Source organism: Acinetobacter johnsonii (genome assembly GCF_048551975.1).
Taxonomy (GTDB): Bacteria; Pseudomonadota; Gammaproteobacteria; order Pseudomonadales; family Moraxellaceae; genus Acinetobacter; species Acinetobacter johnsonii_A.
On the sequence record NZ_JBIMCF010000010.1, the window covers coordinates 89,748 to 103,333 of the forward strand.

The following is a 13,586-nucleotide window of genomic DNA, read 5'->3' on the forward strand; positions in this document are numbered from 1 at the left end:
GTAAATGACCATTTATCACTTTATGTTGTTATTCGACAAAAGGCACTTGAAATTTATAAAAAGTATGTTTAAAACTGTGTATAGCTCATGAGATATGAGTTGTGGGTATTTCAGGAAGATATACCTATTTTAAGAAGCGAATTTTTAAAAAATCATTTACAGGAGTTAAAAATGCTTCAGTTGTTTAAAAAATTATTTTGCATCCACGTTTATGAATATGAACAAATGACTGAAATAGGGGAGCATATGGAATGCCGAAAGTGCGGTGATTCTAAAACCGACTAATCATCTTAAGGAAAAGTGAGCGTAGGCTCACTTTTTAATGCCTGTATTTTTTTATGGCTTAGTTCGACTGAATTGACGCAGAACGGCTTACAATAGCCACATAACATTGTTAGCGTATTCCAATGATGACTAAAAATTTTCAAGCACAGACTTATATTGTTGATGATAATTTGAGTGATACCTTAAGCTGGCTGTGTCAGCATCAAGAGTGTTTTGATTCTTTTCACTATGACGCGATTCGACAAACCTTAACCGTACGCCATGCCAATGGTGAAGATGAGATCTTCCAAGGTGATTATCTGAATGCCAGTTATGGTATTTTAATTACGGCACATAATTTTGCTCAGTCGCCCGAACGTTAAATAGCCTGAAGGTTAAATATATAGACATTAAAAAAGCCCCATACTGAATAAGGGGCTTTTTTGTGTTTAGCAAATCTTGGGAATTAGCTTGCCATGGCATCTAGGCTAAGGTCTGCCACTGTTGGTTTTGGCTTTTCTGCCACTAAACCTAATTTGGTGAACAGTTGACGATCTTTACCTTCGCCTGCATTTGGCGTGGTCAGTAGTTTCTCACCTGAGAACAACGAATTTGCACCCGCCATAAATGCAAGTGCTTGGTCTGAGTCGGAAAGTGCTTCACGACCTGCAGATAGGCGGATATAGCTGTGCGGCATGATAATGCGCGCAACAGCAATGGTACGAATCCATTCCGTCACATCGAGTTTTTCAACATCTGCCAGTGGCGTGCCTTCAATTGGAACCAACATGTTGATTGGCACAGATTCTGGGTGAATTGGCATCGTTGCAAGTTCTTGCAATAAACCAATACGGTCTTCTTTCTTTTCACCTAGACCCACTATACCACCGCTACACACTTTCATGCCTGCTTGACGGACATATTCTAAGGTATTTAAACGGTCGTCAAAGGTACGTGTACTAATAATATGTGAATAATACTCGCGTGAAGTGTCGAGGTTATGGTTGTAATAATCTAAACCTGCATCTTTTAAACGCCCAGCTTGAGACTCATTCAGCATTCCTAAAGTCATGCAAGTCTCTAAACCAAGTGCTTTTACCTCTTTAACCATTTCTAGTACATAAGGCATGTCACGTTCATGTGGGTTACGCCAAGCTGCGCCCATGCAAAAACGAGATGAGCCTGAGGCTAAAGCTTCTTTGGCTTCTGAAATAACTTTGTCTACAGCAATTCGCTTTTCGGCTTCAAGTTTTGAGTCATAACGTGCTGACTGAGAACAGTACTTACAGTCTTCAGGACATTTTCCTGTTTTAATCGACAGTAAAGTACTGACTTGAATGGTGTTGGCTTGGAAATGTTGGCGATGTACGGTCTGCGCTTGAAAGACGAGATCAAGAAAGGGCTGATCATACAAAGCTTCGATTTCTTCACGCGTCCAATCATTGCGTAGGTTCATAATGGCGATCCATTTTTAATTCTAACTTGTATACATCATACATTTAACGTGCCAACTTAAAAGGCATTATTGCTCAGTTTTAATAGTATCTCCCGATTATGTTTTTAATTTTATCTTTTTATGAGATTGTAAAAATAGTTGCAAAGTTGAGCGTTTTTTCGGAAATTTGGCCGCAAAATTCTATTTATTTGGATTTTGAGTTACACTGAAAATGCAGCTAAATAGATAAAATAAATAAAATTATGCAAGCAAATGGCTATTTGATTGAACTTTTATTGATTGAGTCTGTTTGAAGCAAGTTTTAGTGCTTTTTCATCAGTTGCTCTTGGATGGCCCAGTCAATATGGACTTGCACAATATCGTTTAGCTCTGGGCGAGAAGCTTGTAATTGCTGCAATATTTCATCTGAAAATGGTGCATTACCTAAACCAATCGCGACGTTACGCATAAAGCTTTGGTAGCCTGTACGACGTAGGGGACTCCCTTCTGTATTTGTCATAAAGGTGTTTTCATCCCATTGCCAAAGGTCAATTAGTTGAATGTCATCCAAGCCATGACGCGGGTTAAAATCATCAATTGGTGTGGTTTTGGCAAAGCTATTCCACGGGCAAATGAGCTGGCAGTCATCGCAACCAAACACACGGTTACCAATACCGCGGCGTAGTTCTTCAGGAATAATGCCTTGAAACTCAATAGTTAAATAGGCAATGCATTTACGTGCATCTAATAAATAAGGCTCAACAATGGCTTGGGTCGGACAAATATCAATACAAGCGCTACATGAACCACAGTGTTTGGTGGTGGCTTGGTCAAAAGGTAGCTCTAAAGAGGTAAAGAGCTCACCCAAAACAAAAAATGAGCCTGATGTTTTATGAATGAGTAAGGTGTGTTTACCGACCCAGCCCATGCCCGCATTTTCAGCCAATGATTTTTCAAAAATGGGTGCTGAGTCTGCAAAGGGGCGAGATTCAAAATCGCCAACTTTGGCTTTGATTTTCTGAGAAAGGGTCTTTAAACGCCCACGCATGACTTTGTGATAGTCACGTCCGCGTGCATAACGCGCAATGATGGCGCTATTTGGTGCAAAAGGCACAAGACGTGGTTCAGGAACGGCTACCAAATAATCCATACGCACACAAATAATACTTTTGGTGCCCGGAACAAGCAGTGTTGGATCTGCGCGTTTTTCTAAGTTTTCAGCAAGAAAATGCATGTCACCATGATAACCAAGTTCTAAATATTTTTTAAAACGCGGCAATTCAGCTTGAGCATCTGGTTTGGCGATGACACAATCAGAAAATCCTAAAGCCAGTGCTTCAGCTTTAATCCAAGCCTTAAGCTGCTCTGGATCATATTGATCTACAGGGATTTTTGAGGAAGATGTGGATGTTGTCATAACCAAGAACAAAGGAAAAATCATGCATCAGCAAGTGTACCACAGCAGTGAGATTCAAGCATGGGAAGGACGTTGGTTCGCGCAGCAAAATAGTGCTTATGGGCTGATGCAACAAGTCGCATGGGCAACAACTGAACATATGCTGCCTAGGCTTAAACAGCAGCAGATCAAAAGCGTTGCGGTGTGTTGTGGTCAAGGCAACAATGCAGGTGATGGTTACTTGATTGCATCGTATCTAGCCGCGCAAGGCTATGATGTTGAAATTTATGCAGCAGCTTTGGGAGAGTCTACTTCACTGCAACAAGCACATGCAGCAGCTGTGCAACATGGGATAATGATTCATAGCGGTTTTGCTTTTCAACATTCATATGATGCCTATATTGATGCTTTGTTTGGCATTGGGTTAAACCGTGAACTCAGTTCAGACTGGCAGACAGTGATTCAGCAGATCAATAGACAAACAAGTTTAAAAATTGCGGTTGATATTCCAAGTGGTTTGCAGGCCAACACGGGGCAAGCTTTACCTTGTGCAGTTGTCGCCGATTATACCTTTACGGCTCTGGGCTTAAAGGCGGGTTTATTTACTGGGCAGGGTAAAGCTTATGCAGGAGTTGTTGAACTTATTTCGCTACTTCCTGTAGACAGTGCTTTAAAACCTTTAGCTTCACTTGCTCCACAGTATGTGCAACTTGTACCACGTCAAGCCTTTGGACATAAAGGAAGTTATGGTCATGTACTGGTGATTGGGGGGCATGCGCAGATGGGTGGTGCGGTGATGTTAGCTGCAGAAGCTGCCTTTCATGCTGGTGCAGGCAAGGTGACGGTGGTATGTGATGCAAAACACCATACTGCGATTTTAGCCCGTGCACCCAATATTATGCTGCGCGATATTAACCAAATGTCGCTCCAAGAGCGTGAAGCGTTGGTGGCACATGTGGATGCAGTCAGTTTTGGTATGGGCTTGGGGAGAGACTCGTGGGCTCAGCAGCAGTTTGATGCATGGTTTCCACTCATTCAGACCAGTGCTTTACAGGTGGTGTTGGATGCGGATGCTTTATGGTTCTTAGCCTCAAGACCTGTAAAACTCGGTGAGCAGATCTACGCAACACCGCATCCTGGCGAGGCAGCGACTTTGCTCGGTATCAGTACCTCAGCGGTGGAGTCTGACCGCATTGCAGCTATTTATGCTTTACAAAAAAAATATGCAGGACAATGGGTGCTGAAAGGTTCAGGAAGCTTGATTTTAGATACGCAACTTTGGATTTGTACCGCAGGTAATCCAGGGATGGGTACAGGTGGTATGGGAGATGTATTGGCAGGCATGATTGCCAGTTTAAAAGCACAGTTGAAAGATGACATTGCGTTACATCAAATTGTGACCTTACATGCCCAAGCAGGCGATCTTTTGGCTCAACAAGGTGAGCGTGGTTTACAAGCACAGCAAATGAGTCAGGCTATTTATAAGGTCGTGAACCGAGAGCATACAGTATGAAAGCAGTAAAACTGACCATATCGGGAAAAGTTCAGGGTGTTGGATATCGACGCTGGTTTGCACAATATGCTGTTGCTTTAGGTTTAAAGGGTTATGTACAGAATCTGGCTTCAGGTGCAGTTGAAGCGTTGCTTTTTGGAAATGATGGTATGGTTGCCGAACTGGTGAATCATGCTAAAGTCGGGCCAACTCATGCGGTAGTCACGGATGTGGTCATCGTAGAATTGGTTTCAAAACAGCAAACCTTTACAGATTTTCAAATACGTCGCGAATGACTAAGTATTCAAAATAAAAAAGGGCGAAAGTTAAACTTTCGCCCTTTTTTCTAAGATGTTAAATCTTAGTGGTGGTGACCACCAGCACCGTGTGCATGGCCGTGCTGTAATTCGTCTTCAGTTGCATCGCGGATTTCTACGATTTCAACTTCGAAAGTTAAGTCTTGACCAGCAAGTGGGAAGTTCGCATCAACAATTACGTTTTCGCCTTCAACTGCTTTTACAGTTACGATTTGAACGCCATCATCAGTTTGAGCTTGGAACTGCATACCCGCTTGGATGTTGTCTACGCCTTGGAACATTTGCGCTGGAACTTCTTGAACGAGTTCAGGATTGTATTCGCCATAACCTTCAGCAGCAGGAACAGTAACAGTGAATTTTTCACCTACAGTTTTGCCTAGCAATGCATTTTCTAAACCTGGGATGATGTTACCTGCGCCGTGCAAATATGCAAGTGGTTCACCTTGTGATTGGTCTAGCGTTTCGCCTTCAGCGTTAGTCAATTTGTAGTTGAAAGAAACCACGTGATCATTTGCGATAGCAGTCATGTTTTTCGTCCATTCATTTAGAATTTAAGGGGTATATCATAAAGTGAAAAGCAGCTTTTGTAGACTAAATTTAGCAAAAAAACTGCATTTTCCACGTTTTTATGGCGTTTTTTTATTAGTGGGGACGCATTTTCAGATTTCAATGTAATTTTATTTTCGGACCGACTTTTTTATTCATCAGGTCTTTTGCGGTCATTAACCCAGCTTGGCTATAGCCATGTAAGGTGGCCTGATGAAGGCGATATAAAGAAACATACATGGTTTTTGCCAGCACGCCTTGCACATTAACTTGGCCCAGTAGCTCGCCCACAGCTTTATATTGACTGAGGGAAACCAAAGAACCTTTGTCAGAAAATTTAAACATCGGCAAAGACTGACCACGAATGCGTGCTTTAAGCGCACGAACCAAAAAGGCAGCTTGTTGGCTCGCCACTTGAGCGCGTGGGCCAAGGACTGGTTCATCGGCCTCGGGCTGGCAATGAGCACAATCGCCAAAAGCAAAAATGTCGGGGTCGGAACGGGTTTGCAAAGTTGCATAGACTTTAAGACGTCCAATCGCATCTTTTTCAAAGCCTTCAAGCGCATTTAAAACGAAAGGTGCTTTGATGCCCGCTGCCCAAACTTTTAGATCGGCATCGATGTGTGAGCCGTCGGCAAAATAGACATGGTCTTTGTCTAACTTGGCAACACGGTGATGGGTGAGGACTTCAACGCCAAGCTTTTCCAATTGAGTATGTGTGTGCGTGGCCATTTTGGTGGATAGGGTGGGAAGAATACGATCCGCTGCCTCAATCAAGGTCACTTTGACTTTGTTTGGGTCAATTTTATTGAGACCGTATTTAAAAAAGGTACTTTTCGCATGGATTAATTCGGCTGCAAGCTCAACACCTGTGGCACCTGCACCAATAATAGCAATATTGAGTGCGCGTGTTTCGGGGCGGTTTTGTGCATCCAAATACAAATGTAGAAGGTCTTGCTGGAAAATTTCAGCTTGCTGACGACTGTCGAGGAAGTGGCAGTAATGTTTAGCGCCTTCGGTCGCAAAGTCGTTAGAGGTCGAACCGACGGCTAGGACTAAGGTGTGATAGTTGAGTTCAAACTGTGTGGTTTCAGTGCTTTGTTTGGCATATTGGCGTGCTTCAAGTTTTACTTGTTTATGTTCTTGATCTAACCCGACAAAACGACCCAAAACAAACTCATAGTGATGCTTAGAAGCATGTGCAAAATAATTAATTTCTTCAACACTTGGGTTGAGTGTACCTGCCGCAATTTCGTGGAGTAAGGGTTTCCAGATGTGGGTGAGGTTTTGATCGACGAGGGTAATTTTAACCCACTTGGATTTTGCGAAGCTGTCACCGAGTTGCGTTGCTAACTCTAGACCGCCAGCACCACCGCCAATAATAACAATATGGTGTGGCACTTGTTCTGTTTGTATAACCATATGAAGCAACCTATTTATTATTAAAAAAGAAGATGGCATTGAATATGCCATCTTCTTGATTTATTGATAATTAGATTGTCTTACAATTTACATAAAGTATAAAACTCGGGATACTGCTCGAACTTAACCGAGTGTATAGGTTTTTACTTTAGGTTCATCGCTTGATAAAAATGGAAACAAGCTTTTGAACCAAAACATTAGACGCTGGAAAATATTGGCTTCTTCAATTTGTACATCTTCTTCAATGGTAAACGTTTGAATGAGCTGATTGTTTTGATAAACCTGAACTTTTGCCAGTTGCATGACTTCAGCCAGCGGAGCGGTCAGCTTGTTTTGCAACACTTCAATGTTGAAATGCGTTTTTGTAGACTCTAATGGATCAATGCGTTGAATAGTGCCATTGCCTGTATTAAGCATAATGCGTTGGTTGGTCTGGTCGAAGGCATGTAAGTCAATGGCATACGGTTGATCGTACAACGATGTGGTCACAATTTTCGGTTGCTTACTTTCCACTTTGAACATTTTCAATGTGGATTTGACGACAGGCAGTTCAGCGATAATTTGCTTATCTTTTAATGCAACTTCATTGCGAGTATAGGTATAAGACAAATTCATGAGGTTGTGTGCAACTTCAGCACGCTTTGCTGCGCTTTCTGTGCCCAAAACGATGACCACCAAACGACGGTTTGTATTATTTAGATTCATGGTCGGGCGGTTTGCCGTCAGAGCTAAATTGTATCCTGCTGCTTTGGTATAACCTGTTTTTAAGCCATCTACTGTCGGGTCTTGTTTTAACAGAACATTGGTTGCACGGTGAAAGCGTTGGTTATAGCTAAAACTTTGTTGTTTTGAATAGTATAAATAGTCTGGCGTTTCATTCACCAAGGCTTGGCCTAAGAGCGCTAAATCATGTGCAGTCGAATAGTGCTCTGGCATGGTGATACCCGCAGGGTTTTGAAAATGAGTTTCAGTCATTCCCAGCGCTTTGGCTTCTTGGTTCATTCGTGCCACAAAGTGAGGAATATCACCAGAAATACGTTCTGCCAAAGTCACCGCTGCATCATTGGCCGACATGACCACTAAACCCGCTAGAAGCTGATCCACCGAAATCTGTTCGCCTTGTTTTAAGTACATTTGGGACTCATCCCACATCACCGTACTGACCACAGGTGTTGCGGTAAGAATTTCGCTCTTATTGAGCTTTCCTTTATTGATTTCTTTGAGTGCAATATACGCCACCATCATTTTGGTGAGCGAAGCGGGTGCACGTTGAACATGACTATTATGCTCTGCAATGACTTGCCCCGATTGGCTGTCAAAAACTGTCCAAGCTTGAGCTTCAACTGTTTCAGGAGCAATATTAAGCAATGCCGCTTGAGTGAAACTTGAACATAAGGCGAAGAGTGTAGCGATGAAGTAGATGACAGCTTTCAATGAAATTCCCTAACCAAGCCATTCCGTGACTTTTAAACCTAAAACAGCTGCAAATGCTATGCCTTTTTTTCCTTAATGACCAGTCAAAAATGCAGACAAATGTGACTGTGACGCAAAACTGGCGTAAATAATGCTAAGCTAAGTTATAACTCATTTCATTTTATTTTGTATCGCCCATTATGTTGCACTATCAGATCGAATTTGACGATTATCGTCAGCACCTTATACACGTGACTTTACGTTTTGTAGCAGACCCAACACAGGTACTTTCATTACCGACTTGGATTCCGGGTAGTTACCTCATTCGCGAGTTTTCAAAGCATATAGAATCGGTTCGTGCTTATGATGAAGAAGGGCGTTTGTTAGAAATTCAAAAATTTGAAAAGAATAAATGGCGTCTTTTTAATACTGACCATGAACTGATTACGGTTGAGTATGATGTCTATGCCTATGATCTGTCGGTGCGCGGTGCGTATGTAGATCAAACCCGTTTATATGTAAACCCCGCATGTGCTTGCTTAGGTTTGGAGGGTCAAGAAGACAAAGCAGTTGAAGTTGAACTGTTCCTTCCTGATGAGCTGAAACACTTCCAATTGGCTACTGGTATGACTTCAAAAAGCCTCGTTAAAGGTCGTTTTACTTTAAAAGCCAAAAACTATGCCGAGCTGATTGATGCACCATTTGAGTTGGCCGAACAGACGCGTTTTGGTTTTGAAGCTAATGGTATTCCGCACGAGTTTGTGGTGTCAGGTAAACATGCCATGAATGCTGCACGTATGCAGCAAGACATTGAAAAAATCTGTGCAACAGAAATTTCAATGTTCGGTTCAGCGCCATTTTCAAACTACACCTTTATGACGATGGCAACAGCAAATAGTTATGGTGGTTTGGAGCATCAAAATTCAACCAGCTTGATTAGTCCACGCGAAGACTTACCAAGAGCTAACGAGCCTGAAGAGCCGTCTGAAGACTATCAACGTTTCTTAGGTTTATGTAGCCATGAATATTTCCACTCATGGTTGGTCAAATTCATTCGTCCTGAAAACTTTATCAATTATGATCTCAACAAAGAAGGCTATACCTCTTTGCTTTGGATTTTTGAAGGTTTCACGTCTTATTATGATGACCTGATTTTGCTGCGTAGTGGTGTTATTTCCCAAGCCTCATATATCAAACTGCTCAAAACTCAGATTGATCGCTATTTGCAAAATCCGGGTCGTTTTGTTCAGTCTGTGTCTGAGTCTAGCTTTGATGCATGGGTGAAATTTTACCGTCAGGATGAAAACTCGAACAATGCAGGCACCAGCTATTACAATAAAGGCTGTTTGGTTGCCCTATGCTTAGACTTAGGTTTGCGCTTACGTGGTTCAAGTCTAGATGCACTTATGCGTAAACTTTATGAAAATGCGCAAAAGGGCATACAAGTACATGAGCGTAGGATTGTTGAGTTGTGTAATGAGCTGACGGGTGATAACTGGATTGAGCAAGTCAATCACCTCATTAACACCACAGATGAGTTGCCGCTGGATCAACTTTTCCCTGAATTTGGTTTAAGTTATAGCCTGAAAAATGACAAGTCATTACCGTTAGGTTTAAAGCTTGTAGATAAGCCAGAAGGTGTATTGGTGCAAAGCGCACGTCGTGATGGCGCTGCGGCTCAAGCTGGCCTTTCTGCCCATGATGTGATCATTGCGATTGATGGTCTCAAAGCAACGGTGAAATTGGTAGAAAAATATGCCAAGCAAGACGATACCTATAGCATTCTGGCATTCCGCCGTGATGAGTTGCTGAGCTTTGATGTAAAAGCTGCTGGTTCAGCACTGACCGAAGTTGAATTGAAAGTCGAAGATCAAGCGAAAGCAGAGAAGTGGTTCAAGGCTTAGTCCCTAAGCTACTTTATTTGATTCTGTACAGACAAAAACCGATGCTTAGGCATCGGTTTTTTATGCGCTTATTTATGTGCATTAACTACCACGATAAGTGGAATAGCCATATCGGCTAATTAATAGAGGAATATGGTAATGATCCAATGAACCATCAATTATGAATACCACGGGCACTTCAGGAAAGAATGAGCGCTGATTTTTTTGGCGAAACCAATCACCCGTTTTAAAGGTAACTTTGTATACACCTTTTTGTAAGGCTGTATCTTTGGGATATAAATCATTGATTCGGCCTTGGTCATCGGTCATGCTTGAGCTGATTTCTGTCCATTTATCATTTTGTTGGGCTTCAAGTGTCACTTTGACATTGGTAGAAGGGAGACCATTTTCCAAATTCAGCACATGTACGCTCAATGGATTTTGAGCAAAACACCAAGAAGAAAAACCAAGTCCAATGAGCGGAAGCAGCATTTTTAGCATTGAATTGCCCCTGACTGTTGCAGAAAAAAGATTCAGTTTAACCAACCCTATAAAAAACATAGGTTTAAAAATGTAAAAATTGAGGAGTACGCATAGAGGGTTTATCTATCAATATTTAAGCTGCAGCATGTTGAATGGCTCTGCCGATTTAAATTTAGCGCTGAGAAAAGTCATGCTTATGCATGTAGGGCTACAAGACTGTAAAACGATTTGAAGACTGTATTATATGAAAAATATCTGTTGTTGTGGCTTAAATGAGGTCAATAACACATGTCGCTAAAAAAATTGTATATTTTCTAAGCAAGAGATAAAGCCTTGTGGAAAGGCGTGATTTTGAAAAACGAAGGCTGTAGTGGTATTTTCTGGCGAAATGTCGTTATCACTGGATATTACGTTGACTGTAAAGCCCTGAGGGACGATACTTTCAGGGTTTTATTCAAGCACATCGGTTCGCAGGGATTGAGCCAGAAGCTCATCACCCTAAAAAACTCAATCTAACGCAAGGGGCTATATATGGCTGGTGGAAAGTCAACCATCATTTACACACTGACCGACGAGGCGCCATTGCTAGCGACTTATTCGCTACTGCCGATCATTGAGACCTTTACTAAACCTGCTGGTGTAGAGATCGTTAAAACTGATATCTCTGTTGCGGCACGTGTTCTCGCAGAATTCTCTGAATACCTAAAAGAAGAGCAAAAAGTCCCAGACAATCTTGCAGAACTAGGTCGTCTTACCCAAGATCCAGATACTAATATCATCAAACTCCCGAATATTAGTGCCTCTGTTGCTCAGTTAACAGCATGTATCAAAGAGCTTCAATCAAAAGGCTACGCGATTCCTGATTACCCAGAAAACCCTACTACTGAAGACGAAAAAGCGCTTAAAGCACGCTATGGTAAATGTCTTGGTTCAGCAGTGAACCCAGTATTACGTGAAGGTAACTCTGACCGTCGTGCGCCTGCTGCTGTTAAGAACTATGCGAAAAAACACCCGCACTCTATGAGCGAGTGGAAGCAATGGTCTCAAACTCACGTTTCTCACATGGATGAAGGTGACTTCTACCATGGTGAAAAATCAATGACTTTAGACCGTGCACGTAATGTGAAAATGGAACTCGTGACAAAGTCTGGTGAAACCATCGTTCTTAAGCCAAGAGTTGTGCTTCAAGACGGCGAAATCATCGACTCAATGTTCATGAGCAAGAAAGCGCTTTGCGATTTCTATGAAAAAGAACTTGATGATTGTAAAGAAGCGGGCATTTTGTTCTCTTTACACGTGAAAGCAACCATGATGAAAGTTTCACACCCGATTGTTTTCGGTCACTGTGTGAAAATTTACTACAAAGATGCTTTTGAAAAACACGCTAAATTGTTCGATGAGCTAGGCATTAACGTAAACAACGGTATGGCTGGTCTTTACGAGAAGATTGCAACTTTACCGACATCTTTACGTGAAGAAATCATCGAAGACTTACATGCTTGCCAAGAACACCGTCCTGCACTTGCAATGGTTGATTCGGCGAAAGGCATCACAAACTTCCATTCACCAAACGACGTAATTGTAGATGCTTCAATGCCTGCAATGATTCGTGGTGGCGGTAAAATGTGGGGCGCTGACGGCAAACCTTATGACTGTAAAGCAGTCATGCCTGAGTCAACTTTCGCACGTATCTACCAAGAAATGATTAATTTCTGTAAGTGGAATGGTAACTTTGACCCACGTACGATGGGTACAGTGCCGAACGTTGGTTTGATGGCGCAAAAAGCTGAAGAATACGGTTCACACGACAAGACTTTCGAAATTCCTGAAGCGGGTGTTGCAAACATCACTGACTTAGAAACTGGCGAAGTGTTGATGTCTCAGAACGTGGAAGAGGGTGACATCTGGCGTATGTGTCAGGTGAAAGATGCACCTATTCAAGATTGGGTAAAACTTGCAGTAAACCGTGCTCGTAACTCGGGTATGCCAGCAATCTTCTGGTTAGACCCATACCGTCCGCACGAAAATGAAGTGATCAAGAAAGTACAAAAATACTTGAAAGACCACGACACGGCTGGTTTAGACATTCAGATCATGTCTCAAGTACGTGCAATGCGTTATACACTTGAACGTGTAGCGCGTGGCCTAGATACGATTTCTGTAACGGGTAACATCCTACGTGACTACCTGACTGACTTGTTCCCAATTATGGAATTGGGTACTTCAGCGAAAATGTTGTCTATCGTTCCGTTAATGGCGGGCGGTGGTATGTACGAGACTGGTGCGGGTGGTTCAGCGCCTAAACACGTACAACAGCTTGTCGAAGAAAACCACTTACGTTGGGATTCTTTAGGTGAGTTCTTGGCGCTTGCTGTTTCTTTAGAAGAGCTAGGCATTAAAGAAGATAACGCTCAGGCGAAACTTCTTGCGAAGACTTTAGACCAAGCCACTGGTAAATTACTTGATAACGACAAGTCTCCATCACGTCGTACTGGCGAGTTAGATAACCGTGGCAGCCACTTCTATTTAGCGAAGTTCTGGGCTGAAGCGCTTACTGCACAAGATGAAGATGTTGAGTTGAAAGCGAAGTTTGCTCCACTTGCGAAAGCGCTTGCTGAAAACGAAGGCAAGATCATTGCTGAACTTGCTCAAGTTCAAGGTCAAGCTGCTGACATCGGTGGCTACTATGCTGTAGATACAGCTAAAGTAAATGCTGTAATGCGTCCAAGTGAGACTTTGAACGCTGCACTTGAAGCGATCTAAGTCAAAACTAAATCTGTAAATTTACCGATAAAGTGAAAAAAGCCGATGTATATGCATCGGCTTTTTTTAATAGTACTTTGTCCCGTCCTGAAATAAGTTTACACCTTAAGAGACTTATTTTATGGAACATGCACGAGAACAACGAGTTAAACGTACACAACGTGATTATAGC

General features: G+C 42.2%; 11 protein-coding genes. 5 read left to right on the forward strand and 6 right to left on the reverse strand.

The window, feature by feature from the left end; translation table 11 throughout:
* Positions 1-410: 410 nt before the first annotated feature.
* Positions 411-647 carry a hypothetical protein gene (locus ACG9ZB_RS09975; RefSeq protein WP_339422988.1) on the forward strand — a complete coding sequence of 79 codons (237 nt, stop codon included), beginning with the start codon at positions 411-413 and terminating at the stop codon, positions 645-647.
* An 83-nt stretch (positions 648-730) separates the two neighbouring features.
* Here ACG9ZB_RS09975 and bioB read toward each other — a convergent pair whose 3' ends face one another.
* Positions 731-1,720: a biotin synthase BioB gene (gene bioB / locus ACG9ZB_RS09980; RefSeq protein ID WP_004981788.1), complete on the reverse strand. Its 990-nt coding sequence runs from the start codon at positions 1,718-1,720 to the stop codon at positions 731-733.
* A gap of 301 nt (positions 1,721-2,021) precedes the next feature.
* Positions 2,022-3,116 carry a tRNA epoxyqueuosine(34) reductase QueG gene (gene queG, locus ACG9ZB_RS09985; RefSeq protein ID WP_419325580.1) on the reverse strand — a complete coding sequence of 365 codons (1,095 nt, stop codon included), beginning with the start codon at positions 3,114-3,116 and terminating at the stop codon, positions 2,022-2,024.
* Positions 3,117-3,138: 22 nt separating this feature from the next.
* Between queG and ACG9ZB_RS09990 the strand changes: the two genes are divergently transcribed.
* Together ACG9ZB_RS09990 and ACG9ZB_RS09995 are read left to right on the forward strand one after the other, a co-directional pair.
* Positions 3,139-4,608, forward strand: coding sequence for an NAD(P)H-hydrate dehydratase (locus tag ACG9ZB_RS09990; protein WP_419325581.1), 1,470 nt, complete (start codon positions 3,139-3,141; stop codon positions 4,606-4,608).
* Positions 4,605-4,883, forward strand: a complete 279-nt coding sequence (locus ACG9ZB_RS09995; protein ID WP_419325582.1) for an acylphosphatase — start codon at positions 4,605-4,607, stop codon at positions 4,881-4,883. Before ACG9ZB_RS09990 ends, ACG9ZB_RS09995 begins: the two co-directional genes overlap by 4 nt.
* 65 nt (positions 4,884-4,948) lie before the next feature.
* On the opposite strand, the gene ACG9ZB_RS10000 is transcribed toward ACG9ZB_RS09995, so the two are convergent.
* The 3 genes from ACG9ZB_RS10000 to ACG9ZB_RS10010 form a co-directional block, all read right to left on the reverse strand.
* Complete coding sequence (locus tag ACG9ZB_RS10000; RefSeq protein WP_058951812.1) at positions 4,949-5,431, reverse strand: FKBP-type peptidyl-prolyl cis-trans isomerase; 483 nt, start codon at positions 5,429-5,431, stop codon at positions 4,949-4,951.
* 139 nt (positions 5,432-5,570) lie between these two features.
* Complete coding sequence (locus ACG9ZB_RS10005) at positions 5,571-6,872, reverse strand: NAD(P)/FAD-dependent oxidoreductase (RefSeq protein ID WP_419325583.1); 1,302 nt, start codon at positions 6,870-6,872, stop codon at positions 5,571-5,573.
* Between the two features lie 123 nt (positions 6,873-6,995).
* Positions 6,996-8,306 carry a D-alanyl-D-alanine carboxypeptidase PBP6B gene (locus ACG9ZB_RS10010; RefSeq protein WP_419325584.1) on the reverse strand — a complete coding sequence of 437 codons (1,311 nt, stop codon included), beginning with the start codon at positions 8,304-8,306 and terminating at the stop codon, positions 6,996-6,998.
* 179 nt (positions 8,307-8,485) lie between these two features.
* Between ACG9ZB_RS10010 and ACG9ZB_RS10015 the strand changes: the two genes are divergently transcribed.
* Positions 8,486-10,189: a M61 family metallopeptidase gene (locus ACG9ZB_RS10015; protein ID WP_419325586.1), complete on the forward strand. Its 1,704-nt coding sequence runs from the start codon at positions 8,486-8,488 to the stop codon at positions 10,187-10,189.
* Positions 10,190-10,270: 81 nt separating this feature from the next.
* Here ACG9ZB_RS10015 and uraH read toward each other — a convergent pair whose 3' ends face one another.
* The gene (gene uraH / locus ACG9ZB_RS10020) at positions 10,271-10,669 is read right to left on the reverse strand and encodes a hydroxyisourate hydrolase (RefSeq protein WP_419325587.1); all 399 of its coding nucleotides are present in this window, start codon (positions 10,667-10,669) and stop codon (positions 10,271-10,273) included.
* Positions 10,670-11,182: 513 nt separating this feature from the next.
* Here uraH and ACG9ZB_RS10025 point away from each other — a divergent pair.
* The gene (locus ACG9ZB_RS10025; RefSeq protein WP_419325588.1) at positions 11,183-13,414 is read left to right on the forward strand and encodes an NADP-dependent isocitrate dehydrogenase; all 2,232 of its coding nucleotides are present in this window, start codon (positions 11,183-11,185) and stop codon (positions 13,412-13,414) included.
* The last annotated feature ends 172 nt before the right edge of the window (positions 13,415-13,586 follow it).